Origin of the sequence: Streptomyces sp. CBMA123, assembly GCF_014596465.1 — a bacterium.
Classification (GTDB): Bacteria; Actinomycetota; Actinomycetes; order Streptomycetales; family Streptomycetaceae; genus Kitasatospora.
In genome coordinates, this window is sequence record NZ_MECK01000557.1 from 1 (window position 1) to 25434 (window position 25434).

Annotated in this window: 22 protein-coding genes, 1 tRNA gene and 1 pseudogene; 15 read left to right on the forward strand and 9 right to left on the reverse strand. The window is 70.8% G+C overall.

Annotated elements, in window-relative coordinates; genetic code table 11:
* The 4 genes and pseudogenes from BG452_RS36990 to BG452_RS37005 all read left to right on the forward strand — a co-directional run.
* Window positions 1–502 (forward strand): annotated as a pseudogene (locus BG452_RS36990) (hypothetical protein); the annotation flags it as partial.
* Between the two features lie 236 nt (window positions 503–738).
* On the forward strand, window positions 739–1950 hold the full coding sequence (locus tag BG452_RS36995; RefSeq protein WP_188308763.1) for a DNA polymerase III subunit delta': 1212 nt from the start codon (window positions 739–741) through the stop codon (window positions 1948–1950).
* 372 nt (window positions 1951–2322) lie between these two features.
* Window positions 2323–3498, forward strand: a complete 1176-nt coding sequence (locus tag BG452_RS37000) for a hypothetical protein (RefSeq protein WP_188308732.1) — start codon at window positions 2323–2325, stop codon at window positions 3496–3498.
* A 132-nt stretch (window positions 3499–3630) separates the two neighbouring features.
* Window positions 3631–5277 carry an alpha/beta hydrolase gene (locus BG452_RS37005; RefSeq protein WP_188308733.1) on the forward strand — a complete coding sequence of 549 codons (1647 nt, stop codon included), beginning with the start codon at window positions 3631–3633 and terminating at the stop codon, window positions 5275–5277.
* Window positions 5278–5336: 59 nt separating this feature from the next.
* On the opposite strand, the gene leuE is transcribed toward BG452_RS37005, so the two are convergent.
* Window positions 5337–5993, reverse strand: a complete 657-nt coding sequence (gene leuE / locus BG452_RS37010; protein WP_188308734.1) for a leucine efflux protein LeuE — start codon at window positions 5991–5993, stop codon at window positions 5337–5339.
* A 192-nt stretch (window positions 5994–6185) separates the two neighbouring features.
* Between leuE and BG452_RS37015 the strand changes: the two genes are divergently transcribed.
* A tRNA-Thr gene (locus BG452_RS37015) sits at window positions 6186–6259 on the forward strand.
* 130 nt (window positions 6260–6389) lie between these two features.
* Here the strand turns inward: BG452_RS37015 and BG452_RS37020 are convergent.
* Together BG452_RS37020 and BG452_RS37025 are read right to left on the reverse strand one after the other, a co-directional pair.
* A complete protein-coding gene (locus tag BG452_RS37020) occupies window positions 6390–7985 on the reverse strand; it encodes a tyrosine-type recombinase/integrase (protein WP_188308735.1) in 1596 nt (531 codons plus the stop codon).
* Window positions 7982–8650 (reverse strand): helix-turn-helix domain-containing protein, encoded by a 669-nt coding sequence (locus BG452_RS37025; RefSeq protein WP_188308736.1) that lies wholly within the window; start codon window positions 8648–8650, stop codon window positions 7982–7984. The genes BG452_RS37020 and BG452_RS37025 overlap by 4 nt, the downstream gene beginning before the upstream one ends.
* Window positions 8651–8753: 103 nt before the next feature.
* On the opposite strand from BG452_RS37025, the gene BG452_RS37030 reads away from it, so the two are divergent.
* The 6 genes from BG452_RS37030 to BG452_RS37055 all read left to right on the forward strand — a co-directional run bounded on the left by BG452_RS37030 (window position 8754) and on the right by BG452_RS37055 (window position 16993).
* A complete protein-coding gene (locus tag BG452_RS37030; RefSeq protein ID WP_188308737.1) occupies window positions 8754–9002 on the forward strand; it encodes a hypothetical protein in 249 nt (82 codons plus the stop codon).
* 303 nt (window positions 9003–9305) lie between these two features.
* Window positions 9306–10637, forward strand: coding sequence for a DUF3631 domain-containing protein (locus BG452_RS37035; protein ID WP_188308738.1), 1332 nt, complete (start codon window positions 9306–9308; stop codon window positions 10635–10637).
* 481 nt (window positions 10638–11118) lie between these two features.
* On the forward strand, window positions 11119–11937 hold the full coding sequence (locus tag BG452_RS46420) for a DUF2637 domain-containing protein (protein WP_223243282.1): 819 nt from the start codon (window positions 11119–11121) through the stop codon (window positions 11935–11937).
* 407 nt (window positions 11938–12344) lie between these two features.
* Complete coding sequence (locus BG452_RS37045; protein WP_188308739.1) at window positions 12345–12905, forward strand: MobC family plasmid mobilization relaxosome protein; 561 nt, start codon at window positions 12345–12347, stop codon at window positions 12903–12905.
* Window positions 12906–12913: 8 nt separating this feature from the next.
* Window positions 12914–14650: a relaxase/mobilization nuclease domain-containing protein gene (locus BG452_RS37050; RefSeq protein WP_188308740.1), complete on the forward strand. Its 1737-nt coding sequence runs from the start codon at window positions 12914–12916 to the stop codon at window positions 14648–14650.
* 981 nt (window positions 14651–15631) lie between these two features.
* Window positions 15632–16993: a HEPN domain-containing protein gene (locus tag BG452_RS37055; protein WP_188308741.1), complete on the forward strand. Its 1362-nt coding sequence runs from the start codon at window positions 15632–15634 to the stop codon at window positions 16991–16993.
* A 148-nt stretch (window positions 16994–17141) separates the two neighbouring features.
* Here the strand turns inward: BG452_RS37055 and BG452_RS37060 are convergent, their stop codons facing one another.
* The 4 genes from BG452_RS37060 to BG452_RS37075 all read right to left on the reverse strand — a co-directional run bounded on the left by BG452_RS37060 (window position 17142) and on the right by BG452_RS37075 (window position 20284).
* A complete protein-coding gene (locus BG452_RS37060) occupies window positions 17142–17555 on the reverse strand; it encodes an NUDIX hydrolase (protein WP_188308742.1) in 414 nt (137 codons plus the stop codon).
* A 176-nt stretch (window positions 17556–17731) separates the two neighbouring features.
* Window positions 17732–18352 (reverse strand): C39 family peptidase, encoded by a 621-nt coding sequence (locus BG452_RS37065; RefSeq protein WP_188308743.1) that lies wholly within the window; start codon window positions 18350–18352, stop codon window positions 17732–17734.
* Complete coding sequence (locus BG452_RS37070; RefSeq protein WP_188308744.1) at window positions 18345–19343, reverse strand: threonine/serine dehydratase; 999 nt, start codon at window positions 19341–19343, stop codon at window positions 18345–18347. The genes BG452_RS37065 and BG452_RS37070 overlap by 8 nt, the downstream gene beginning before the upstream one ends.
* A complete protein-coding gene (locus tag BG452_RS37075; RefSeq protein ID WP_188308745.1) occupies window positions 19340–20284 on the reverse strand; it encodes a D-alanine--D-alanine ligase in 945 nt (314 codons plus the stop codon). The genes BG452_RS37070 and BG452_RS37075 overlap by 4 nt, the downstream gene beginning before the upstream one ends.
* A gap of 130 nt (window positions 20285–20414) precedes the next feature.
* On the opposite strand from BG452_RS37075, the gene BG452_RS37080 reads away from it, so the two are divergent.
* A complete protein-coding gene (locus BG452_RS37080; protein WP_188308764.1) occupies window positions 20415–21803 on the forward strand; it encodes a UDP-N-acetylmuramoyl-tripeptide--D-alanyl-D-alanine ligase in 1389 nt (462 codons plus the stop codon).
* Here the strand turns inward: BG452_RS37080 and murC are convergent, their stop codons facing one another.
* Both murC and BG452_RS37090 read right to left on the reverse strand, forming a co-directional pair.
* The gene (murC, locus tag BG452_RS37085) at window positions 21804–23231 is read right to left on the reverse strand and encodes a UDP-N-acetylmuramate--L-alanine ligase (protein ID WP_188308746.1); all 1428 of its coding nucleotides are present in this window, start codon (window positions 23229–23231) and stop codon (window positions 21804–21806) included. It lies immediately after the preceding gene.
* 54 nt (window positions 23232–23285) lie between these two features.
* Entirely contained in the window at window positions 23286–23474 is a 189-nt protein-coding gene (locus BG452_RS37090) for a hypothetical protein (protein ID WP_188308747.1), read from the reverse strand.
* 159 nt (window positions 23475–23633) lie between these two features.
* On the opposite strand from BG452_RS37090, the gene BG452_RS37095 reads away from it, so the two are divergent.
* The 3 genes from BG452_RS37095 to BG452_RS48260 all read left to right on the forward strand — a co-directional run bounded on the left by BG452_RS37095 (window position 23634) and on the right by BG452_RS48260 (window position 25370).
* On the forward strand, window positions 23634–24608 hold the full coding sequence (locus tag BG452_RS37095) for a helix-turn-helix domain-containing protein (RefSeq protein ID WP_188308748.1): 975 nt from the start codon (window positions 23634–23636) through the stop codon (window positions 24606–24608).
* Window positions 24605–25168, forward strand: a complete 564-nt coding sequence (locus BG452_RS37100; protein WP_188308749.1) for a peptide deformylase — start codon at window positions 24605–24607, stop codon at window positions 25166–25168. The genes BG452_RS37095 and BG452_RS37100 overlap by 4 nt, the downstream gene beginning before the upstream one ends.
* A gap of 100 nt (window positions 25169–25268) precedes the next feature.
* Window positions 25269–25370 (forward strand): IS3 family transposase, encoded by a 102-nt coding sequence (locus BG452_RS48260; protein WP_411293079.1) that lies wholly within the window; start codon window positions 25269–25271, stop codon window positions 25368–25370.
* The last annotated feature ends 64 nt before the right edge of the window (window positions 25371–25434 follow it).

Below are 25434 nucleotides of genomic sequence, written 5' to 3' on the forward strand. Positions count from 1 at the left end.
GCTGCCGAAGGTGCCGGCGGCGGACGAGACGGCCGTGCTGCCGCGGGTTCCGGCGGTGGACGAGACCGCGGTGCTGCCGCGGATCGAGCCGGGGCGTTCCGGGGAGCCGGTGGACAGCACCCGGGAGCTGCCGGTGGTGGACGGCCGGCCGGCCCCGGCCGGACAGCGTCCCGCTGCGTCGCAGTCGGCCGGGCCGCGGGCGGCGGACGCGCGGGCCACTGACGCGCAGACCTCCGACGCGCAGGCCTCGGAGTCACAGGCCTCGGAGTCGCAGTCGACCGCTGAGCGGGCTCGGCCGGAGTGGGCCGAGGAGACGCCGATGGACGACCTGCCGAGCCTCACCGACACCCTGCTCGGCTCGCGTGACGAGTGGGCGCGCTGGGGTCAGGGCGGCGGCGACCAGGACGGGTCGGGCCGGCACGGCGGGGACGAGCCCGGCGGCGACGGGCGCGGCGAGGACGGCGGCAAGGGCAAGGGCCGGCGCTGGGGCCGGCGGAGCTGAGTCCGAGTCGGTAGGGCCGGCCGGCCGGTACGGCTGACGGTTGACGGACGGGCGGTGTCGCCCGGGGCGCTGGTCCCGGGCGGCGCCGCCCGTCGTCGTACGGGGGTTCGGGCGGGCGGGGGTGGCGTCCCGGGGGCCGTGCCCCGGACGGAGCAGTGGCTGTCGGAGCGGAGACGTATGCTCGACGGCGGGGAAGAGGCGCCTGGAGCGCTGTCGTACGGAGCTTGGGAGCAGCAGTGGCCGTCTGGGACGACCTGGTGGGCCAGGATCGGGTGGTCGAGCAGCTGACCGCCGCGGCCCGGGCGGCCGGGGCGACGGTCGCGGCCGGTCGCGGCGCCGCTCCGGAGCAGGGCGGGAACGCCTCCCTGATGACCCACGCCTGGCTGTTCACCGGTCCGCCCGGTGCCGGGCAGGTCACCGCCGCGCGGGCCTTCGCCGCCGCCCTCCAGTGCACCAGCCCCGACCTCGCGCTCGGCGGCACGCCCGGCTGCGGGTTCTGCGACGGCTGCCACACCGTGCTGGCCGGCAGCCACGCCGACGTCAAGTACGTGCGGACCGACGGACTGTCCATCGGCGTCGGCGACATGCGCGAACTCGTCCTGCGGGCCTCCAGCTATCCGACCGGCGGCCGCTGGTCGGTGATCCTGGTGGACGCCGCCCACCGGCTCACCGAGGCCGCCGCCAACGCGCTGCTCAAGGGCGTGGAGGAGCCCTCCCCGCGCACCGTCTGGCTGCTCTGCGCCCCCTCCGTCCAGGACGTGCTGCCGACCATCCGCTCGCGCTGCCGCCTGCTGGTGCTGCGCACGCCCGCCGCCGACGCCGTCGCCGACATGCTGGTCCGCCGCGACGGCGTCGACCCGGAGACCGCCCGGCTGGCCGCGCTCGCCGGGCAGGGCGACATCGAGCGCACCCGCCGGCTCGCCGTGGACGAGCAGGCCCGCTCCCGCCGCGCCGAGGTGCTGCGGATCCCGCTGGAGGTCGCCGACATCGGCGGCTGCCTGACCGCCGCCCAGCGCCTGGTCGACACCGCCAAGGCCGATGCCGAGGGCCTCGCCGAGACCCAGGACGCCAAGGAGACCGACGACCTGAAGGCCGCCTACGGCGCCGCCGAGGGCAGCAAGGCGCCGCGCGGCATGGCCGGCGCGGTCAAGGAGCTGGAGAAGCGGCAGAAGAGCCGCGCCACCCGCACCCGCCGGGAGACCCTCGGGGTCGCGCTGCTCGACCTGCTCGGCTTCTACCGGGACGTGCTGGCGATCCAGCTCGGCTCCACTGGCACGCTCGCCAACGAGGACCAGCGGCAGGCGCTGAACCGGGTCGCCCAGGACGGGACGGCCGAGGGCACGCTGCGCCGGATCGAGGCGGTGCTCGCCTGCCGCGGGGCGCTGGACCGCAACGTGGACCCGCTGCTCGCGGTCGAGGCGATGACGATGGCGCTGCGGGCGGGCTGAGGTCCGTCCGGCCGGCGGGCCCTCCGGAGGGGCGGGCCCGGCTGGTTGGCCCGGCTGGTTGGCCGGGCTGTGTGGGGGTGGGGCCTGGCGGGGTGGCGGGGGCCGGTGCGGTGGGGCCCGGTGCGGTGGGGCCCGTACGCCGCCCGGAGGTGCCCAGGGGCGACTCGGCGTCCCACCTTCGAGTGAACGGGCGACACTCGCCGGGCACACCCGCGTGTGACGGCGCACCCGTTGTGCACGCTGGGGGCCGACTGTGCCCGGCCGCACCCCGGGCCCTCCCCTCCGGAGGGCTCGCCGCCGCCGGAACGGTCGTCTCCCGTACGGCACCGGTTCCGGTCCGGCGCCGGCCCTCCTCCCGAGGTGGTGCGTTCCGTGGTCCGTCCACTCCTCGTCATTCCCCTGCTGGCCGCCGCCCTCGGCGGGCTCTGGCTGGCGCGCGGTGCGCTCCAACGCTGGCGCGACCTGCGGGCCGCCGCGACCTACGAGCTGGCGGGCGACCGGTGGCCGATGCTGATCCGGGCAGGCGGCGCGATGGTCTGCGGGGTGTGCGTCACCGCGTTGACGGTGCTCACCGCGCTCGGGGCGTTCGGCGGCCTGAGCCGGGGCGGGGCGGGCACCGACCCGGCGGAGCCCGACGTGGACGCGGCCGCCGCCGGGGCCTGGGCGGGCTCCGCTGCCGGTGCGCCTGGTGCGCCTGGTGCGCCCGGTGCGGCCGTCCGGCAGCAGGCGGCACCGCCGGCCGCCACGGACCCGGCGGCCTCCGCCCCGGCCACGGCACCCGTGGTGGCCAGTCACTTCGACAGCGTCGGGCACCCGGGCGGCGGCGAGCTGCTGCAGTCCGCCGTGCTCGGCCCCGACGGGAAGCCGCGCAACGTCCGGGTCTGGCTGCCGGCGCAGTACGCCAAGGAGCCGAACGCGCGCTTCCCCGTCGTCGTGATGCACTCCGCCACCCCGCGCAAGACCGCCGACGCCGAGGTGCCGGACGTCTTCGAGGGCGTCGGCGCGGCCCTGCAGGCCGGCCGGGCACGCCCGTTCATCCTGGTCGCCCCCGAGGCGCCGAACGGCACCGCGCACCCCTGCGAGCTGGTCGCCGCGGCCCCGGCCGCCGTCGCCGACGACGCGACCCTGCGCGCCACCATCGCGGCCTCCTTCCGGACCCTCCCGTCCGGCCCGGCCTCCTGGGGCACCCTCGGGGTCGAGGGCGGAGCGCCATGCGCGGCCGCCGCCGGGCTGGCCCGGCCGGACCTCTACGGCGCGGCCGCCGCAGTCTCCGGCCGCTACGACGCCGCCGCGCTCACCCAGACCGGCGCCGAGGCCCCCGCCGGCAGCTCGGCCAAGCTGCTGCTGGCCGCCGCCAAGGGCGACGCCGCCGGGCTGGACGCGGCCCGCAAGCTGCAGACCGCGCTCAAGGCCGGGCCCGGTCCGGCGGCCAAGGCCGAGGTGCGGATCTCGGACAACGTGCAGGACTACTCGGCGGAGCGGGAACGGGCGCGGCTGGTCCGGCAGGCGGCGCAGTTCCTGGCAGAGGCGCTGGCGAAGGCGTCCTGAGCGTCGGTTCGGGCGCTCCGAGGGCCGGTCGAGCCGGCCGTTACGCTGCCCGGTACCCGGGGTGGGTACCGGGCAGTGGCGTTTCTTCGTTCTCGTACTTTCTCGGAGTGTGGACGTGTGGAGAGGAAGCGGATGAGGGGCTTCGGGCGGGAGCGGGAGCGGGAGCGGGGGCGGGGGCGGAAGCGGGTGCGGGTGCGGCTGGTTGCGGCGGTGCTCGCGGTCGGGCTGCCGGCGGCCGCGGCGGGCGGGTGCAGCCGGGGCTCCTCGGAGCCGGGCGGCGGGAGTGGCGCGTCCGGGCAGGCCTCCTCCGACTCGACGGGTGCCGGCGCCACCCCACTGGAGCCGCTGCCCGCCGCCGTACCGGCCGCGCTCGCGCCGTACTACGGGCAGCGGCCGGTCTGGCAGCCGTGTGACGGCGGGTTCGAGTGCACCGCCTTCCGGGTGCCGATGGACTACGACCGCCCCGGCGACGGCGACCTCACCCTCTCGGCCGCCCGCGCCGCCGCCCTCCCGGGCGACCCCGGCGGCGAGGGCCGCTCGGGCTCGCTGCTGCTCAACCCGGGCGGCCCCGGCGGATCGGCGATCGAGTACCTGGAGGCCGTCGCCGGGACGTACGACCGCATCGTGCGCACCCGGTACGACCTGGTCGGCCTCGACCCGCGCGGGGTGGGCCGCAGCAACCCGGTCAGCTGCCTGACCGGCGAGCGGATGGACGCCTTCACCGCCGCCGATCTGGCCCCCGGCGACCAGCGGGCGATCGACGCGCTGGTCGCCGCCGACCAGGAGTTCGCCGACGGCTGCCACCGGCAGGCCGGGGCCGCGCTCGGCCACCTCAGCACCGTCGAGGCGGCCCGCGACATGGATGTCCTGCGGGTCCTGCTCGGCGACGAACGGCTGAACTTCGTCGGCAAGTCGTACGGCACCTTCCTCGGCGCCACCTACGCCGGGCTGTTCCCGAGCCGGACCGGACGGGTGGTGCTGGACGGCGCGATGGACCCGGCGCTCGACTCGGTCACCGGCAACCGCACCCAGGCTGGCGGCTTCGAGACCGCCTGGGCCGCCTTCGCCAAGGACTGCGCCAAACGCGAGGACTGCCCGCTCGGCCGCACCGAGCGGCAGGTCGGCGACCAGCTCACCGCCCTGTTCGCGACCGTCCACGCCCACCCGCTGCCGAGCACCGACAACGGGCGCCGGCTCACCGGGGCCCAGGCCACCACCGGCGTCGTCCAGGCCATGTACGCCGAGTTCCTGTGGCCCAAGCTGCGCACCGCGCTCACCGACGCCAAGGCGGGCGACGGCACCGGGCTGCTGAAGCTCTCCGACGCCTACTACGGGCGCGAGGCCGACGGCTCCTACCCCAACCTGATGTTCGCCAACACGGCGGTGAACTGCCTCGACCTGCCCGCCCCGTTCCGCTCGCCGGAGGACGTCCAGCGGGCGGTGCCGGACTTCGAGCGGGCCTCGCCGCACTTCGGGCGCGACATGGCCTGGATGGCGCTGACCTGCGCCTACTGGCCGGTCCCGGCCACCGGCGCGGCCCACACCATCCGGGCCGCCGGCGCCGCCCCGATCGTCGTCGTCGGCACCACCCGCGACCCGGCCACCCCGTACGACTGGGCCCGGTCACTGGCCGGCCAGCTGGAGTCCGGCCGTCTGCTCACCTACGACGGGGACGGCCACACCGCGTACGGGCGGCGCAGCACCTGCGTGGACGACGCGGTCAACCGCTTCCTGCTCACCGGGGAGGCCCCGGAGCCGGGCAAGCGCTGCGCCCGGTAGCGGCGTCGGGGGCCGGGGATCCCGAGGTCAGGCGGACTCGCGGTCAGACGGGCTCGACGTCAGACGGAGGAGACCGCCAGCTTCGCCGCGAAGCCCGCGAACAGGACGGCGACGCCGCTGGTCAGGGTGGCGGACAGGCGCTTGCGGCGGCGGAAGGCCGAGGCCAGCGTGGTGCCGGCGAATATCAGCAGGGAGAGGTAGAGCAGGCTGAAGGTCTGCAGGATCCCGCCGAGCAGCGCGAAGGACAGCGCGGGCTGCCCGTAGGACGGGTCGACGAACTGGGTGAAGAACGACAGCAGGAACAGGATCGCCTTCGGGTTGAGCAGGCTGATCACCAGCGCCCGCCGGAACGGCCGCTCGCTCTCCTCCGGCGCCGCCTCCGCGCCGGCCCCCTGGTCGGCCCCGGCCCGGCGCTCGCGCCACAGCTCGCGGGCGGACCGCAGCATCCCGAACCCGATCCACAGCAGGTAGGCGGCGCCGCCGAACTTGACCACCGCGAACACCGCCGGGTTGGCCTTCAGCAGCGAGGCGGCCCCCAGCGAGGTCAGGCTGATCAGCGTGAGGTCGCCGACGAACACGCCCGCCGCCGCCCGGTACCCGGTCCGGATGCCCTTGCGGGCGGCGACCGACAGCACGTACAGCGAGTTGGGGCCGGGCAGCAGGATGATCACGAGGGCGCCGAGGACGTACGTCGCCAGGTCGTTGACACCGAACACGGTGCGCTCCGGGGGTGGGGAGGGGTGGCAGGGGGCGATCATCCTAACGTCGCACCGGAGATCGGTTGAAGCAGAAACCATCCGCCCCCGCCCGCCCCGGCCCGGCCAGGCCCGCTGCCCGACCATCCCGGCTACGGATCACCTGCGAACCTGTGTAGACTGACCCGCGTTGCCACCACACGTGGCAGCGGTGCCGCCTTAGCTCAGTTGGCCAGAGCAACGCACTCGTAATGCGTAGGTCGCGGGTTCGAATCCCGCAGGCGGCTCAGTGAAGGCCCAGGTCATCTAGCCCATGACCTGGGCCTTTTGCGATTCCTTGACGTGTGAGCAGGCGTCAGTGATGCGCTACAAGATCGCTTGCGTGAGCGATGCGTGAGCGCGGGTGTTGATCTTGGGTTAGCCCTTGGCCTTCTTGGCCTTGGACTTCGCCTTCTTCGCCGCCTTCCGCTTGGCCTTCTCCGCTTCGGCTGCGGCCTTGGCGTGAGCCTCGGCTTCGGTCTTCCGCTGGAGGGGGACAAGCTTCGCGGCAGCCTCGGCGGCATCCTTGGCGATCTCGGGCAGGACGCTGGTGTAAATGTCCGAGGTGATCTTGATGGAGGAGTGGCCGAGCATTTCGGACACCACCTTCATGTCGACCCCGCCCGCGAGCGCGAGGGTGGCCGCGCCGTGGCGGAGGTCGTGCAGGCGGATCGGCGGCAGGCCGGACGCGGTCACGAGCCGCTCGAACATCTCGGTGACCTTGCCGGGGTGGAGCCAGGAACCGTCCTCGTTGGTGAAGACGCGGCCGGTGTCCTTCCAGGCCGGCCCCCAGCCGTCCCGCTCCTTCTGCTGGCGCTCGCGGTGGCGCCGCAGGACGGCCACCGTGTCGTCGTCCAGTGCCACGGTCCGGAAGCTCCCGTCGGTCTTGGGGTCGGACTCCTCGACCTCCCAGCCATCCTGCACGAGCTGGGCCGTCACGGTCAGCGAGCTGTTGTCGAGGTTGGTCTCGGACCACGGCTGGCCGCACGCCTCGCCCCGGCGAAGACCGCGGAAGGCGATCACGTGCCACATCGCGTACAGGCGGTGGGCAGCCACGAAGTCGAGGAACGCGCCGGTCTGCTGCGGCGTCCAGACCATGACAGGGGAGGGCTTCACGCCGGTCGCCTGCCACTGGGCGACCCGCTCCGGTGTCCAGACCAGGGCCTTCGGCCTGGCGGCCGGGTCGAGCTTGACGTGGGCGGCCGGGTTGAGGGTGATCAGGCCCTCGGGGATGGCGGCGTTCAGGGCGGTCCGGAGCGTGGCCCGGATGTGCTGGCGGGTGGCCGCGCCGGTCGTGCGCCGGAACGGCGGCATCTCGGCAAGTTCGGCACGCAGAGCCTTGCGGCGGGCGCGGTTCTCCACGCCCTTGATCGGAACCGTGGCGAGCTCGGCCTTCAGCGCGTGCCGCAGGGCGTTGCTCTCCAGGATCTCCTCGTTGGCGTCGGCGATGGCCGTGAACATCTCGGCGAGCGTGCTCACCCGCAGTCGGTCGACGCGGATGTGCCCGATGCGGGGCTTGAGGTGGACCCGCACGTCGCACTCGTAGCGGGTGAGGCCGGACTTGCGGATCTTCTTGCCAGCAAGCCAGGTGTCGAGCCACTCGCCCACGGTGACGCGGGCGGACAGGTCCTGACCGGTCTTCAGGCGGTTGCGGGTCTCCTCGATGTCGGGCAGCTGGGCCTTCTCGTCGGCGACCTTCACCAGCAACTCGGCGACCAGGGCCAGGTCGTCGGCTTCGTCCTTGCCGAGGGCGAGTAGGCCGCGGACGTGGTCGAGGTCGGCTTGGGCCTCCTTGAGCGTCTCGTAGCCGGAGCGGTTGAACGAACGGCGGGTGCCGTCCTCGGAGTTGGGCAGCTCCTGGCGTATGGAGTAGGAGCCGTGCTTACGGCTGCCGGCCTTCGGGCACGCCTTGCCGAGCGGCTTTCCGGTCTCGGCGTCGCGGCAGTAGCAGCGGTGGTAGGTGGAACCCTTCATTCGTCCTCCAGATCGGTATCGGTGTGCAGTGGGGGAAGCTCGGCATCGAGAAAGTCGAGACTCGGTGCGAGGTGCGGGACTTCCAGGCCGATCTCGCGCAGGTGTGCCCTGACGGGTTGAAGCTGCTCGCGGACGGCGGCGACGAAAGCGTCAAGTTTGTTTTGTGAGCCGGGAGGCCATTCCTCCCGGAACAATTTGAATTCCAGCTGGAATGCGTCGTGATGTTCCTCCTGGAGCTCTTGCCAGATCCGTTCGTGCTCCCGGTAGAGGCGGAGTCGGTACATCCTGAGCAAGTAGCGGGCCTCTCCTGTGAAGTGGGTGAGCGCCGACCAGCGGTCGCTGGGCATCTCCGGCAGGTAGTCGACCCAGCCGCCGAGGGCTGGGGAGAAGAGCAACTCGACCGGTGCGATGTCCAGGGCCTCGGCCACGACGATCAGCTCGGGAATCGTGATCGTCTTGCGCCTGCCGGACTCCCAGTTGGCGATGACGTTCCGGGGGATTTCGTAGCCCAAGTTCCCTGTCTCGTCGGCCAAATCCTGCGCGGACAGTCCAAGATCCTGCCTCCTTCGGGTGATTGCTCGGATCACGTCCTTGGTGATCCGTTCGGGCCAGTCGGGCGCGTCTTCGTCGTCGGTGAACCAGTGTTTCTCGCGGCGTTGTGTCATATCGACACAGTAGCCACTGGAAAGCTCTTCTCTGTTGCGGCACTCCGCCGCAGCCCCCTTCCGGGGGAAGCTCGGATTTGGAGTTCATGTGCGAACTGTTGACATGCCGACGACGGTGCAGGGGATGGGGCGGGCCGAACTTCTCAGGCTGCCGGCGGCCATCGACCTCGACACCGCCAACCGGGCCATCGGCCTCGGGCGGAGCAAGGGCTACGAGCTGGCCCGCCTCGGCGCCTACCCCTGCCGGGTCCTGCGGCTGGGCAAGAAGTACCGCGTGATCACAGCGGACCTTCTGCGCCTGCTTGGCATCGACGGGGCGCTCGGCGAAGGTTCGGCGGCTGATGCAGCTTGACGTGGTGAGAGCCCGATCCACAAGCCTGTCTGCCGTGGGCGTACTTGCCCGATTGGAGTGGATCTTCCAGCGGCATGACCATACGTTCGTGGTCCCTCGGCGGCCGAGGCCGCTGAGGGACCACCGCCAAGGTGCAAGCAGTCCCTGCGAGTTGAGAGGGCCAGGATCTCCGGCCCGACCGCCCCAGGGCGCACGAAGGCCCCCGGTGCTGCGAACACCGAGGGCCAGGCGAAGTCCTTACCCACGACCTTCATCCGCGGCGCGCGACGGATCAGGTCCCGCGTCCCAGTCTGGAGCTTCAGCATGGAGTCTACGTCCCACCAGCCCGATCCGGCAGCTACCAACGCGAGTTGGCCGGCGGTCGCCAAGCCCGGCGAGCCCGGATCCTTCCTGCCGGGCCAACAGTCGAAGCCTGTGTCCACAGCCTGTGGACACGCCACGGAGGCTGCACCGGTCGAGCCCGCCGTCCCGGACGGGACCGACCTGATACCCGACACCGAGGCGACCGAGGGCGCCGACCTGCTCGCGCAGTTGAGGGCCCAGATCGCGAAGTTCGTGATCCTTCCCTCCGAGCAGGCCCTGGACGCTGCCACGCTGTGGGTCGCCGCGACCCACCTGCAGGGTTCGTGGCAGCACGCCCCGCGCCTGGCCGTGGTCGGCCCGGCCAAGCGCTGCGGCAAGTCCCGCCTGCTCGACGTGCTCACCGAGACGGTGCACCAGCCGGTGCTGACGGTGAACTCGACTCCGGCCGCCGTGTTCCGCTCGATCACCGAGGAGCCGCCCACCCTTCTGGTGGACGAGGCGGACACGATTTTCGGCAGCCCGAAGATGGCAGAGAAGAACGAGGAGATGCGCGGGCTGCTCAACGCCGGGCACCAGCGCGACCGCTACGTGCTGCGGGTCGTCGGCAACGACCACACCCCGCGCCGCTTCCACACCTTCGCCATGGCGGCCATCGCCGGCATCGGCGACCTGCCCGACACGATCATGGACCGCTCGATCGTGATCCGGATGCGCCGCCGTGCCGAGGGCGAAAGCGTCGCCCCGTACCGCACCAAGCGCGACAGCCCCGCCCTGCATGCGATTCGCGACAAGATCGCCCGCTGGGCGGCGCCGCTCGCCGACCGGGCCCTGTGCCTGGAGCCCTCCATGCCGGTCGAGGACCGCGCGGCCGACACCTGGGAGCCCCTGGTGATCGTCGCCGACCTTGCCGGAGGCCCCTGGCCCCGCCGTGCCCGCCAGGCGTGCAGGCGCATGGTCGACGCCGAGGTCCAGGCGGAGGAGGACAACCCCGGCGGCGCGCGGATCCTCGCCGACATCCGCCGGATCTTCCATGCCGCCAGCGAGCCGGAGCCGGACAGCATGACCACCGGCCAGCTGCTGTTCGCGCTCAACGGCAACGAGGAGGCGCCGTGGGCGGAGTCGGCCCGAGGCGGGCTGACCCCGCGCGCACTCGGCGCGATGCTCCGCGAGTTCGGCATCATCTCCGGCAACGTGCGCCTCGGCGACGGAACCCAGCGCAAGGGCTACACGCGCCACAAGTTCCTCGACGCATGGCGCCGTTACTGCCCCACCGTCCACCCCGTCACCCTCACGGCCACGGACGAGAGCGCGGGCACGGGCGGCAGAGCCTGACGAGCCTCCCCGAACTGCCGTCCCTGCCGTCCCTGCCGTAACAGCGCAGGTCACAGCACCTGCCGCCGGGACGGAACGGCCTCCCAAGACGGAAACGCTCCCGCACTGGGGACGGCAGCACCCCGACTGCAAGACGGCACGTGGGACGGCAACCGCCCCACCCCGCCACCGGCCCGCCGCCGCCCGAACCTCGGCGCGAGCGGCGGGCCAACCCCGGGACGGGAAGCACATCCGTCTTGTGCCGTCCCTGCCGTCCCTGCCGTAAAACCGCAGGTCAAAGGCCATGCCGCCGGGACGGATACGAGTCCCAAGACGGATACCGCACCGTCCCGAACCCGACCACCGCCGCGTCCACGGCACCACCCGGGCAGCCGGACCCGCCCCCAGCCCAGAGCCCGTCTCGCAGCCCCAAGACGGCAAGACGGCAAAGACGGCAATCCCACAAACCACCACCGCCCGACCCGCGAGGACCACCTTCCGTATGACCGCCACCACCCCACCGCGTCTGCCCCGCCCGGACGCCGTCCTCGTACAGGCCGCCATCGCTGGCGCCCTGTCCTTTGCCCACCTCCACGACATCGCCGAAGCCGCCGGACAACACGGCTGGAAAGCCTGGGCCTACCCCGTCTCGGTCGACCTGCTGCTCGTCGCCGCCTGGCACCGCATGCGTACCCTGCGCACCACCGGACGCCCGGCCGGCACCGCCTGGACCTGGTTCGCCATCGCCCTGACCGCCTCCCTCGGCGCGAACGTCGCCACCGCCGGACTCCTCGACCTCGCCCATGTCCCCGCCTGGCTGCGGATCCTGGTCGCCGGATGGCCCGCCCTCGCCTTCTTCGGCGGCACCCTCCTCGCCCACAACACCACCGCGACCGAGGTCGCCACCAAACCGAGGCCCGCCGAGGACGAACTCCCGCTCCGCGAAAACCCCGAGCCCACCCTGGCAGCCCCGCCCGTACGAGAGGCGGAGCAGGACTGTCCGTCCAGCCCCACGCCGGTCACAGAGCGCAGGGATGACGGCCCAGCCTTCGACGAAGAGTCAGTCGCGCCTCGCAAGCGCACCGGACGCCCACCGGCGAAGACCATGGACCAGCTCGTGGAGATGATGCGGCCGGTCGTCACCGAGCACGGCGTCAGCGTCGCCGTGGTCGAGAAGGCTCTCAGCGACGCCGGGATTCCGATCAGCAGCAAGCGCCGGACGGCGCTGATGACGCTCCTGCGGGATGAGCAGGCCGACCTTCAGCCCGAGAACGCCGACCGCGAGCCTGAGCAGGCGCGTGAGCACCCGGTGCCCGCCTGACATGCCACCGCTCCATGGGTGGCCGCCCGCCAATGACCCGCACGGCGTCTGGCGGGCGGCCTCTTCACCGCCAAGTGGTCTGGCGGATGTCCACCTCGTGGTCAGCAAGATCCGCCAAAGGACCGGATCACTCTTCCGCCGAACCGCTCGCCGCCCGAACCGGTTCGTGCGCCGCGTTCGCATCCCGCTCGCACCACAGCACCTCGACGCCCCCGCGACAGGAGATCAGCCCCGTGACCGACACCCATCACCCCCACGGCACCACCGGCGAGAGCGCGAAGGAGAGGAAGAAGTCCCACACCGTGAAGGGTCTTTGGCAGTGGGCGTTCGGCAACCGAGCCCCTGGCGGAGCCAGTAGTACCGCGAGTCCGACTCGTGGCCGGACTCGCGGGATCCCCGCCCCAGGGGTGGCGGAGAAGGCCCGGCGCGAGGGCGCGCCGGGCCAGGAGGTCGGAGCCGAGGGCGGCCCCGACCCGGACAAGCTCCTTGCCGTCCAACAGCAGATCCTCGCCGACGTCCGCCCGACCGAGACCGACAACGAATCCTCCGACCACAGCGCCGCCGATGATGCCGAGCCGAAGAACCGCCGCTACACCGGCACCAAGCGCGAAGAGCGCGTCGGCCCTCTGCGGTTCGAATCCGAGGAAGAGCCTCGGCTGCGTGCTGCTGCCACCGCCAACGGCTACCGCGGCCTGTCCGGGTTCGCCGCCGACGTCGTCTTGGCCTTCATAGCCGGCCGGTTCTTCATCGACCTGCCCCTGGCGGAAGAACGCCGACTCATCCACGAGTTCCGCGCCCGCGTCCTGCGCCAGATCAGCGGTATCGCCAGCAACGTCAATCAGATCGCCCGAGCCCTCAACGGCGGATACGAGCCCCCAGTCGACATCCGCCGCACCCTCGACGAACTGCACGGCCTGCTCACTGAGATCGCCGAGGCCCTTCGCCAGCCCGCCAGCCAGGAAGGCTGAACACTGCCGTGATCGCACCCATCAAGAACCCCGGCTCCAACACCCGCGGCCTGCTCGCCTACCTCTACGGACCCGGCCGCCACGACGAGCACCGCGACCCGCACATCGTCGCCGGCTTCGCCATGCTCGCCATGCCCGACCCCGGCCGCGACGAGAACGCCACCCTCTCCCAGCTCGCCCGCTACCTCGACGAGCCCGTCCACCTGCGCAACAGCGAGCCCGGCAAGAAGCTCACCGACCACGTCTGGCATTGCCCCGTACGCGCCGCACCCGAGGACCGCTACCTCTCCGACGCCGAATGGGGCGAGATTGCTGAGCGCATCGTCCGGGCCGCCGGCATCGCCCCCGACAGCGACGACCTTGCGTGTCGCTGGATCGCCGTGCGCCACGCGGACGACCACATCCATATCCTCGCCACCACCGTCCGCGAGGACGGCCGCCGCCCCAAGCTCCACAACAGCGGCCAGCGCGTCGGCGCCGAGTGCCGCGAGATCGAGAAGGACTATGGCCTGCGTCAGCTCGGCACCGGCGACCGGACTGCGGAACGCCGCCCCACCCAGGCCGAGATGCACAAAGCCAAGCGACTCGGCTGGGAACAGACCAGCCGCGAGTGGCTCCAGGACCGCATCCGCGCCGCCATCCCCCACACGAGCAACGCGGAGGAACTTCTCGCCTACCTCCAGGCCGATGGCGTCGAGGTCAAGATCCTCCGCTTCCCGTCCGGCGACCTTCGGGGCTACTCCGTCGCCCGCCCCGGCGACCTGAAGGCCGACGGGCAGCCGAACTTCATTCCGGGCGGGAAGATCGCCCCCGACCTGTCCCTGCTGAAGCTCCAAGCCCTCCTCGTGGCCAGCAAGCCGGAAGAGCACCCCACCGCCCGCCGCAACAAGCCCGCCACCCCCTGGCAGCACGCCACCAACGCCCTCGACACCTTCACCACCGACCACGACACCACCGACGACAGCGGCGATGCGCGTGCGCAGGCTCACATCACCGCCCTCGGTGAACTGATCGAGGCCACCGCCCAGATCGCGCCCCACGACCTGCGCGCCGAACTCCGAGCAGCAGCAAAGACCTTCGCCCGCGCCCAGCGCTCCCAGATCAGCGCCGACCACACGGCGGCCTCTGGCCTGCGCCACGCCGCCCGCGACCTCGTGCACGCCGGCAGCGGCAAGGACGGAAGCACCCTCGCCGTCCTCGTCGCGGCCCTCGTCTGGGCCGCGATCCTCTCCCAGCGCTGGCACACCGCGAAGGGCCACGCCCAGCAGGCCGAAGCCGCCCGCCGAACCGTCCAGCACCTCCAGACCGCCTACGACCAGGCCGCCGCCGACCAGCTCGCCTTCCTCGTCCAACGCCAGCCCAAGGAACAGACCCGCAACACCCTCGCCAACGACGTCCGCGCCGCCATCCCCAACCACGCGACGCGGATCCTCGCCGACCCCAACTGGCCCGCCCTCGCCACCGTCCTCGCCGACGCCGAAGCCGGCGGCTATATACCCCACCAGCTCCTCACCGAGGCCGCCGCCCGCCGCGAACTCGGCAGCGCCCGCCTGCCCGCCAAGGTCCTCATCGCTCGCATCCAGCACACCAGCTACAACCCCGCACCCAACCGCACCGTCGAAGCCGCGCTCTTGCGCTCGCCTGCCACCCCGACCGTCCGCCACCACACCGCCAACCCGACGACCGTCACCCTGCCCACCAAGACCGCCCTGCAGCGCCGCGGCACCCAGCCTCGACACCGGTGACCATCAGCGACCGGAATCCGGCTGCCTGTTCGGTAGGTCAACGGCCCTGCCGAGGTGTCGGGGTGGTGTCATGTGCGGCGGCCGGGAACCACCTCGGCCGCCGTGCGTCGTTTGTGCTTGCCGATCGTCACCCGACACCGAAGGGCTGCACTTGCCCTGTCCCAGCACCGACTACGACCACCACCGCACCGTCCTTCCCTCGGTCGCCTGCACCATCTGCGGAGCGCTTCGCCCCTGATCAGCACCGACGCTGGCAGCCCCGTATCTGCGGGCACCGCACCGGCATCGACCAGCGCTACGCCTGCGCCATCTGCGGGGACAACTACCGTAAGAACCAGCGCTACCGATGCGCGCTCCCTGACGCCTTCTGCGACTTCTTCGGCACGGCCGCCGACACCTCGCCCCGGCCGTCAGTCGGCGTACTCATCCGAGTATCCGACCGGGTACATGTGAACCGCTCGCCGGCGTGGGTCGCGTCGGTACGGGCAGGGTGAGGACACCTCGCTGGCGGCGATGGCGCCGACGACGACATGAGGACTACGGGTAGATCGGCGTGCTTCTGTAAAGCCGTGCTGGGTGAGGTCCCGGCGAACTACACTGCGACGCTGAGCTGGCAGAGGCGTACGACCTTTCGTAGAGGGTGGCCTAGCGATGAGTGGAAAAGCTGACCCACCAAGCGAGGAACTGGTGGCCACGGCAGATGATGCACCGTATGAGGGCGCCATTGCCGCCCCCCTAGAGCGAGTTGTGGACGAGCTTGGGTCCGACTTGGTGGCCTACTTGTTCGGGTGTCAGCCGAGCGATCTCTCCTCGTACGCTTCGAGAGGGGTTCAACTTACGCAAGGCCAACTCGCAGTCTTGGCTGACCTCGCGCATCTACGCACACAGCTCCCTGAAGGCGTTACCGTCAGGGACGTTGCGGTTGGGGTGCTGACGCAGTTTAATGACGACGGAATTTCGATCGCCAGGACACTCCGTCTTATGTCCCTCAACAGTGAGTCCATACCGGCGGGACGCACCGAAGTCGAGAAGGCGCTTGTCCAGATCGCGCTTGATGCATATCCGGCTTTCTTGTTCCCGTTGGAGCCTGATCCGGTTCCGATTCCCGTGCCCATGCTGGATCTGGTCAATCGCCATGTCACGGCGCTACTTTTTCGCCATCCCGCAGCTTCTCGGTTTTCGGACGCAGTGTTGCAGGATTCCGTCTTCAAGCAGGTCTTCACCTATGTGAATGAACATGTCGGCTACGTGGCCAACGTCTTTCGCAACACGGGCAATGGTGGCGGAGTGCAGCTGCCCATGCTTCCCGATATGCTCGTCCGCCACGCATGGGCCCAGATGGACAAAGACGCCATCTCACCTGGCGATTTTGCGAAGAAGGTGCTGCAAGAGCTACACCTCGTGCGGGCTGTCTTTGCGGGAAAGAGTCGTTCAGCCACCGCGTTCGTAGGCTTGACTGGGGTTTTGCTACCGCCCGGCATCCAGCTGGCTGTGGGAAATATTCTGATTCGCTCGATAGAGGAAAAGGATAAGCAATTCATTCCTCCCGGTATCCAGGGAAAACTGGCTGGAACTGATGCGGCAGGTGTCACCACAACCATCAGCTACGAGGGCGACCTCGTCATGGAAACTGAATTCCCCTACAAGGTGCGCATCATCCCGGAGGGTATTGGTCTCAGCGACTGGCCCGAAGACTTGCAGCCGCCCAAGGAGATCGAGCAGGCACTTATCCGGCTCCGGTTCGCTATGCTTCTGGCGGTCGAACGTGAGGGCCACCGTCCCCAGATCGTGCCGACCTGGCGCATCTACGACGAGCCCATCAAGCAGGGGTTTTCGGCTTCCTGGAACGACTCCCGGCGGACTCCCTCTCTCGTTCCCACTCAGCTCTCTGAAGAAGAAGTGACAGCCTGGCAAGAGTGGTACGAGCGGCTGTCAGACCCGTCGGCTGCGAAGATCGAGCTGGCAATGACCCGGATTCTCCGCGCGATTGCTGAACGGCGCGAACCGTCTGACGTGCTTATTGACTCCGTCATCGCTTGGGAGAACCTGTTTGGAACCAAGGAGGGAGAGCCAACCTTTCGCATCACGAGCTGCCTCGCCAAGTTGCTGTGCACGTCCGGGCCGGAGCGGCTTGAGCTGCGGCGTGAACTTGGAAAGATCTATGGGCTTCGAAGTGACATTGTGCATGGAGCCAGCAACCTAGAAGTGAAGCATCAACCGCGCTGCCAAGAGGCTCTGGATATAGCGATCAAAGCTATCAAAATCCTTGTGTCAGAGCGTCAGGATATCCTGGCGGAGAAAGACGGGGCCTTGCGCAGTGTCGCCCTCCTGCTTGGCGACTAAATTACCTTGAGACGCCCATAAAAGTGGACGACTGCGAATTTCCACCAGGCGTGGCCTGGGATGTTAGATTCCGAGCCGGAATAAGTCGGTTTAGGTGCCAACGGTACCGCGGGCGGCCGCCAGTTGGTGGTCGCCACAGTGTGTCCCGTCAGTTCTTGAGCACGATATCCAGGTATGCCTGCACTGGCTCGAAGATCCCGTACGGCACGTACTCGGTGATCTCTGGAAGCGCCACCCACGCGAACGCGTCCAGCTCTCTCGTGTCTGTGACGACGGCCGTGCCGCTGATGATCTCGCAAGCCGTGTACGACATCCATCGGCCAGTCTCTGGGTGGAGGCGCTCGCCGAGGACTTTGATGGCGGCCACCCTGAGTCCCGTCTCCTCCGCGGTCTCGCGGACAGCTGCGTCCTCGGGCGACTCACCCGGCTCGATCTTGCCTGCCGGGAACTGCCACGAGAGCCGGCCCTCGCTGACCCGCCGCCGCACCATCAGTACGCGGCCTTCGTGGACCACGATCGCGGCGGCGATGCCCGGACGGTCCTCCGCAGTCTGCTGTGTCACGTTTGCTCCTCCAGGGGCGGCCAGGACGGGCGGACAGATGGTATCGGCGTCGGTGAAGCAAAGCACCGAGTTTCAAGAAGACACCTCGCGTCGATGTTTTCGATCAGCATCGTGCGAGGGCCGTTCACCCAACGAGCGAACGACCCAGCGTGATCGGCGGCGATCTGAAACTCTTTTCAGAGGCGCAAGGCAATGCCTCGGTGGGCGGAGAAGATGTCGAAGTCGTCTAGTCGGAGAGTGGCGTCCACGGAGTCGACCGTGTGACCTGAGGGATTGCGGAAGGCGACAGAGCCGTTCCGGTGGCCGGTGACGAGCACCAGGTGCCCGCCGCGTGCAGGTGCTGGCCGGTCGGGACGGCGGATCTCCTTGTGGACGGAGGCCATCACGAGGTGGCCGCGATCGAGTTCGGCGAGGAGCCGGTCTGGGCTGAGGTCGGTGATGATCTCCGACTGGAGCCCGTGGTTGGCGAGGGCGTACTCGGTGAACGGCTGGTAGTAGAGGCCTCCAACACCGCCGTCGTCCTGCTGGACGTAGCCGCCATAGGCGAGGCAGCCGTCCAGGAGGTCGAACAGGGTGGGTGCCTGGCCGTCGCGGGCGAACAGGGCCATCCGCAGGCAGGCCATGCCACAGAGGCGGGTGGACCAGTAGGCGTAGGTGTCCCGGTCGGGGGCACCGGTGGTGGCCCAGTTGTCGTCGTCGCCGGGCGGGTGGCCCTCATAGGCGATGGCGTTGATCAGCGTGGGGGTGGCGTACTGGGTGATCAGCGGGATCGGGTGGCGCTTGGGTTGGTCAGGCAAGGGCCGGTTCCTTCCTGGGCGGCGGGGTGGCCACGAGGCGGTGGAAGACGTTCAGGTCGACCGAGCCGCCGGAGAGGATCACTCCAACGGGGCCGGGCGGGAGGTCGAGGCCGGCCAGGGCCGCGAGCGCGACGGCTCCGGAAGGTTCGGTCACCACCTTGAGGTGCTTGAACGCCCAGCCCATAGCCTGCACGATCTGGGCGTCCGTCACGGTGGCGACGCGATCGAGCAGGGCCTTGTTGACCTCCCAGGGCAGGGCGGCCGGGGTGGTGTGGCGGAGGCCGTCCGCGATGGTGTCGGGCACGGCGGGCAGCTCTGCGATTCGTTCGGCGCGGAGGGACGCGGCGGTGTCGGCCGCAGCCTCGGGCTCGACGCCGATCACCCTGATGTGCGGGTTGATGTGCTTGGCCGCGACGGCGGTGCCGGCGGCGAGCCCGCCGCCGCCAACGGGGACGAGGATCGTGGTCAACACAGGGGCCTGCCAGAGAAGTTCCAGCGCGACCGTGCCCGCTCCGGCCATCACCGCATGGGCGTCGGCGGACGGTACGACAGTGAGTCCCTGGTCGACGGCGAGTCGGGCGACGATGGCGTCGCGGTCGTCGCGCTGTCGGTGGTAGGCGACGATCTCGGCACCGAGCGAGCGGGCGCCGTCCACCTTGCCCTGTGGGGCGTCGTGCGGGACGACGGCGGTGACCGGGACGGACAGCAACTGCCCAGCGAGGGCGAGCGCCTGGGCGTGGTTGCCGGACGACGCGCCGATCACGCCGCGTCGGCGCTCGCGCGAGCCGAGGGCGGCGACGGCGTTGTACGCGCCGCGGAACTTGAACGAGCCTGTGCGCTGGAGGGCTTCGGCCTTGCAGACCACGATCCGCCCTGCAATCTTGTCCAGCGCCGGGTGGGACAGCACCGGGGTGGAGGCGGCGACGCCGCGCAGGCGACGCTGGGCGTCGTAGATGTCGTTCGCCGACAGTGGCAGGTCGGCGGCGCTCACGGCCGGTATCCGTCCGTGCAGGTGGTGGCGAGGATGGTCTGGATCAGGGCGTCGTAGCTGATCCCGGCGGCTGCGGCCATGGTGGCGAGGTTGCCGTGCGGGGACAGGCCGGGGAGCGTGTTGATCTCCAGCCAGTGGACGTCGCCGTCTGGGGTGACGAGGAAGTCGGAGCGCGAGTATCCCGAGCAGTGCAGCACCTGGTGGGCGCGGATGGCCGCGCGGGAGATGGCGGCGAGGACCGCGTCCGGGAGCTGGGCGGGGCAGCGGTAGCGGTGGCCGGCCGGGTTGCGCTTGGCCTTGTAGTCGTAGAACTCGGCGGTGGTGGGGACGGTCTCCAGCGGCGGGAGCGTCATGATGGCGCCGTCCTGCTCCAGCACGCCGCAGGTGACGGCGGTGCCGTCCTTGAAGGGCTCGACGAACCACTCGCCACCGCGGGTGTCGTGGGTGAGGGTGGTGGTGAGCGAGTTCAGGTCGCGGAAGACGCGCATGCCGATCGAGCCGCCCTCCGAGGTGGGCTTGAGGATGACCGGCAGGCCCAGTTCCTCCACGCACGTCCGGGCAGTTTCCTCGGGGCCATCATGACTCCGGAGCGGGATGTGCGGCAGGACGGTGACGCCGCCGGCGAGGACGAGGATCTTGGCGGTCGGCTTGTGCATCGCCATCGCGCTGGCCAGGACCCCGGAACCCGTGTACGGCACGCCGAGGCTGTCGAGGAGGCCCTGCAGCTTGCCGTCCTCGGCCCACTGGCCGGCGATGGCGAGGAACGCGACGTCGGCCTCGCGGACGCGGTCGGCGAAGTCCTTGTCGGTGGGGTCGAGGACGAAGTGCGGCAGGCCTTGGCGGACCAGGGACTCGCGCACGGCCTCGCCGGAGATCAGCGAGCGGTCGCGTTCGCCGGAGCGGCCACCGGTGACGAGGGCGATACGGGGTGCGGTAGACATTCTCATCTTCCTTTTGTCACAGTCTGGTTCGGAATGCGCGGGATGGCGGGCGCGGTGTCGGGGAGCCGCTAGCGTCGAAGGCAGGCCGCCCCGAGAGGACGGGCGGGTGCGTCGATGGATCGGAGCCACCGTGGTCCCCATGACCCTGCAAGAGATCGCCGAGGCCGTCGGGGGCGCTCTGCACGACGCCCCCAATCCGGCCGCGGTGGTGGACCAGCCCGGGGTCATTGACTCGCGGCTGGTGGAGCCCGGGTCGCTGTTCATCGCGCTGCCAGGCGAGCACACGGATGGGCACCGGTTCGCCGAGGCTGCCGTCCGCGCCGGGGCGACGGGCGTGCTGGCGGCCCGGCCGGTCGGGGTACCAGCGATCGTGGTGCCGGATGTCCAGGACGCGATGGGCGCGCTGGCCCGCGCGGTGCTCGACCGCCTAAAGGCGCCGACCGTGATCGGGCTGACCGGCTCGGCCGGGAAGACCAGCACCAAGGACCTGCTGGCCCAGGTGCTGGAGACCATGGACACCACGGTGGCCACGCCGCTGTCGTACAACGGCGAGATCGGCTTGCCGCTGACCGTCTTCCGGGCGGACGAGAACACCCGCCTGCTGGTGCTGGAGATGGGCTCGCGCGGCGCCGGGCACATCAAGTACCTGACGGGGATCGTCCCGCCGAAGGTCGGTCTGGTGCTGAACGTCGGGACCGCGCACGTGGGTGAGTTCGGCGGCGGGAAGGAGTCGATCGCCGTCGCGAAGGGCGAACTCGTCGAGGCCCTGCCCGTCGACGGCTTGGCGGTGCTGAACGCCGACGACCCGTACGTCATGTCGATGGCGCCGCGCACGGTCGCGCCGGTCCTGACCTTCGGGGTCCAGGCCGGGGACGTGCGGGCCGTCGACGTTGAACTGGACGCCGCGGGCCGGCCGTCGTTCACCCTCATGTACCGGGGTGAGAGCGCCCCTGTGAAGCTCGGGCTGCACGGTGCCCACCACGTGTCCAACGCGACGGCCGCTGCCGCGGTGGCGATCGGCCTGGGCGCGAGCGTGCGGCAGGCAGCGGAGGCGCTGACCGGTGCCAGGCAGCTGACGCCGGGCCGGATGGACGTCACCGAGCGGCCGGACGGCGTGACGGTGATCAACGACGCGTTCAACGCAAACCCCGATTCGATGGCCGTCGCCCTGTCCGCGCTCACCGCCATGGCCAGCGGCGGGCGGAGGACGGTGGCGGTGCTGGGCGAGATGCGGGAGCTGGGGGAGGAGTCCGAGGCCCACCACGCGGAGCTGGGCCGGCTCGTCGCCCGCAGCGGGATCACTCACCTGATCGCGGTCGGTGACTGGGAGGCCCGGCTGGTGCACACCTGGGCGGTGGAGGGCGGCGTCAACGGCACGCTGGTGCCGGACCGCGACGCCGCCCTCGAACTGCTGCTGAGCTACCTCAGGCCCGGAGACGTGGTGCTGGTGAAGGGCTCCCACAGCGTTGGGCTGGAGGACACGGCGATGCGCCTTTCCAAACCCGACGCTGCACGCTGACTACACGGCCGGGACCGTCACCAGGGTCTCGGCCAGCCGCAGCAGGACCGCCCGTCCGACGCGGCCGGCGGTCCCGGTGCCCATCGTCACCACCAGGTCGCCGGGCTCGACCAGCTGGGCGACCACGTCCGCCACGTCGCGCCCGTCGCTCGTGCGGTGGGCCCGGCCGCCGCAGGCGACGACCTGCGCGGCCATCGGCGCGGTGCTGATCCCGGCGAGCGGGGACTCGACCGAGGCGTGCACGTCCAGGAGGACGACCTCGTCGGCCGCCGCGAGCCGGCGGCCCATCTCCTCGCCGAGGGCGGCGGTGCGGGTCCAGCCGGTGGGCTCGAACACCGCGATCACCCGGCCCTCGGCGAGCATCCGGGCGGTGGCCAGGTCGGCGGTGATCTCGCTGGGGTGGTGGGCGTAGGAGTCCAGCACCGTCACCCCGGCGTGGCTGCCAGTGGTGGCGAGCCTGCGCTTGATGCCCTGGAACGCGCTGATGCCAACCACGAGGTCGGTGGGCTCGGCGCCGAGCACCCGGCCCGCGGCGAACGCGGCGGCAGCGTTCAGCGCGTTGTGCCGGCCCGGGACGGCCAGGGTGAACTCGTGCCACGAGCCGTCCGCATCCTGCACGGTGACGTGGCTGGCCGTCCCGTCCCACAACACGCGCCGCACCCGGACGTCGGCGTCCTTGGCCTCGCCGACCGTGACGACCTGCGGGCCGGGCGCCGCCTGCAGGCGCTCAATCAGCAGTCGGGCGCCCGGGTCGTCGGAGGAGACGACCAGCACGGAGCTGTTGCGGGCCAGGCGCTCGAAGACGTCCAGGACGTCGTTCAGGTCGACGTACTGCTCGGGGTGGTCGTCGTCCACGTTCAGGACGACGGCGACCTGTGGGTGGTAGCGGCCTGCGGTGCGGTCGCTCTCGTCGGTCTCCGCGACCAGGAGGCCGCCGAGGCCCTGGTGGGCGTTGGGGCGGCCGACGGGGGTGGCGCCGATGGCGTACGAGGGGTCGAGCTGGGTGAGGGCGGCGCTGAGGATGCCGGTGGTCATGGTCTTGCCGTGGGTGCCCGCCACGGCGACCGACTGCTCGGCGGTGGTGATCAAGTGCGCGAGCACGTCCGAGCGGTGCACGACCGGGATGCCGGCCCGGCGGGCAGCGGCGATCTCGGGGTTGCTCGGGGTGACCGCGCTGGACCACACGAGGACGGTGGCGTCGGTGGGCAGGTTGCTGGCGGTGTGGCCGATGGCGACGGCAGCACCGGCGTCCTCCAGCTCGCGCAGGGCGGCGGTGTCGCTGGTGTCGGAGCCGGAGACCCGGCTGCCGCGCTCCAGCAGCAGGCGGGCGACGGCCGACATGCCGGCGCCGCCGATGCCCACGAAGTGCGGGCGGGCGAGGTCGATGGGGCCGTCGTGGACGGGGACGATCACGTTCCTGGTTTCCATGCTGTGCGCTCCAGTTCGGAGTCCAGCCCGTGATGGGCGATGGGTGGAAGGGCGCTACGCGTAGGTGCCATCCGGCGCCGAGCTGGCCGCCGGGTGAGCACCGAGTCGGGCCGTATCGAAGTGGTCGTGCACGATGACGCCGGGCAGGGCGATCGCCACGGCGTTGCCGACCGCCAGGGCACCGAGGAACGCGCCGACCGGATCGTGGTGCTGGCCTCGGTGGCGAGACGGGGACTCGTACACGGCTAACTCCTCACAACAGAAGGGAAGATGGGATCTGGCGCTGACCGGACGCTTGAAGTTCGAGTCCGATGGGGTAATGACAGCCGGAGGCAGGACCGTGACGGGATGGTGAGCTAAGGTCACTCACGGTTCATTCATCACTCACTGGGGGCGGAGCGGATGGAGACGAGGGCCGACCACGACGCGGTCGACCAGGCCATGGAGGCGTTCGCCGCCGAAGTCGCCCACTGGCGGGAGGTACGCGGCCTCTCCAAGCGCGGGCTGGCCGGGAAGATGGGCTTCGACCCCTCGTACGTCAGCCACATCGAGTCCGGCCGCCACAAGCCCACCGAGGAGTTCGCCCGCCTCGCCGACGAGACCCTCAACGCCGGGAAAGCCATCTGGCGGCGCTGGCTCGACTACGACGCCGCCCGCTCCCGCAGCCGCACCCCGGCGTCGCCGCCAGCACCCCGCCGTCCCGAGCAGCCGTACGCCTCGGGGGCCGCGATCGTGGTCGAACACGACGAAGCCGCACTCAAATTCGACGGCGCCACCTACCGGTTGACCATGCGCCGCCGCCTACGGAACTCCGGCACCGAGCCCATCACCCGCTACCTCATCCGCATCGCCGTCGACCGCTACCCCGGCGAACCCGAGCGCTCCAACGCCCACTACCGTGAGCACCCACTGACCTGGGACGAACTGGCGCTCACCGCCTCGTGCCAGGGCGAGGGCATGCGGTGGCAGGCCAAGCACGACCGCGACGCCTTCAAGGAGGTCTGGCTCCTGTTCGACAACGAGCACGGCCGCTTCCCGCTCTATCCGGGCGACGCCACCTGGATCGAGTACGCCTACAGCGTCGGCGCCGACAAGTGGGGCCACTGGTTCCAGCGCGCCGTCCGCCTGCCCACCGAACACCTCGCCGTACGCCTCGACTTCCCCGCAGCCCTCGACCCGGTGGTGTGGGGCACCGAGACCTCCATGACCGCCGAGTCCGTCCCCCTGCGCACCGCCGTCAGCCGCAACGACGACGGCGAGCGCCGGCACTTTGCCTGGGCCACCGACGACCCGCCGCTGCACGCCCGCTTCCGCCTCGAATGGCGCTTCCGCGCCGCCGCCAACAACCAGCAGCAACAGACCAAGGAGACCAGGTGATCGAGGTGCGGCCCAGCCAGCAGATGCAGTCCCTCGGCGTCGTCCAGCAGGGCACCCCCATTCTCAACCGCCCCGCCCAGCCCTTCGACCTGCCAGCCGAACGCGCCGCCGCCCAAGCCGTGATCGACGAACTGTTCACCGCCGTCGACCGGATCGGCCGCGTCCACTCCTTCGCCAAGGGCATGGGCCTCGCCGCCCCACAGATCGGCATCCCCCGCGCCGCCGCCCTCGTCCTGCCCCCAACCGCCGGCGCCGACCCGATCACCCTGCTCAACCCGAAGATCACCGCCGTCTCCGACGAGACCGACGAACAGTACGAGGGCTGCCTCAGCTTCTTCGACGTCCGCGGCATGGTCCCCCGCCCCCTCCGCATGGACGTCACCGCGACCACCCTCGACGGCGTCATCACCACCGTCACCTACGAGTTCGGCCTCGCCCGCCTCATCGCCCACGAAATCGACCACCTCGACGGCCTCCTCTACACCGACCGCATGCGCCCCGACGTCCACCCGATCCCCGTCGAGGAGTACCGGGGCACAGGCTCGACCTGGGCCTACTGACCGTACCGGCAGGCTCAGACTGACTCTGCCCCTGCCTGTTGAGTCCGACTGGAGCCGTGCCGCGCCAAACGCGACACCGGGCTGACCGCACATCCGCGGGATCCACACGGACTCGGACGGCACCTACGGCTCCTCATGCGTCCACGCCCTCCTGCGGCGCGAAGGCGTGCAAGTCGGCCGCAAGCAGATCGGGCACCGGTGACTTGTCAGTGGTGGTACCTATGATCGATTCGGAAAGCCGTCGTCGGGGAACGAGGGGGTCTGGC

What these genes read in the sequence shown, in the direction of transcription:
- BG452_RS37075 (WP_188308745.1), bottom strand. Translation starts at nt 20,284, where the DNA reads ATGTCTACCGCACCCCGTATCGCCCTCGTCACCGGTGGCCGCTCCGGC.
- BG452_RS37095 (WP_188308748.1), top strand. Translation starts at nt 23,634, where the DNA reads ATGGAGACGAGGGCCGACCACGACGCGGTCGACCAGGCCATGGAGGCG.
- BG452_RS37020 (WP_188308735.1), bottom strand. Translation starts at nt 7,985, where the DNA reads ATGAAGGGTTCCACCTACCACCGCTGCTACTGCCGCGACGCCGAGACC.
- BG452_RS37035 (WP_188308738.1), top strand. Translation starts at nt 9,306, where the DNA reads ATGGAGTCTACGTCCCACCAGCCCGATCCGGCAGCTACCAACGCGAGT.
- BG452_RS46420 (WP_223243282.1), top strand. Translation starts at nt 11,119, where the DNA reads ATGACCGCCACCACCCCACCGCGTCTGCCCCGCCCGGACGCCGTCCTC.
- BG452_RS37055 (WP_188308741.1), top strand. Translation starts at nt 15,632, where the DNA reads ATGTCCCTCAACAGTGAGTCCATACCGGCGGGACGCACCGAAGTCGAG.
- BG452_RS37030 (WP_188308737.1), top strand. Translation starts at nt 8,754, where the DNA reads ATGCCGACGACGGTGCAGGGGATGGGGCGGGCCGAACTTCTCAGGCTG.
- BG452_RS37025 (WP_188308736.1), bottom strand. Translation starts at nt 8,650, where the DNA reads ATGACACAACGCCGCGAGAAACACTGGTTCACCGACGACGAAGACGCG.
- murC (WP_188308746.1), bottom strand. Translation starts at nt 23,231, where the DNA reads ATGGAAACCAGGAACGTGATCGTCCCCGTCCACGACGGCCCCATCGAC.
- BG452_RS37005 (WP_188308733.1), top strand. Translation starts at nt 3,631, where the DNA reads ATGAGGGGCTTCGGGCGGGAGCGGGAGCGGGAGCGGGGGCGGGGGCGG.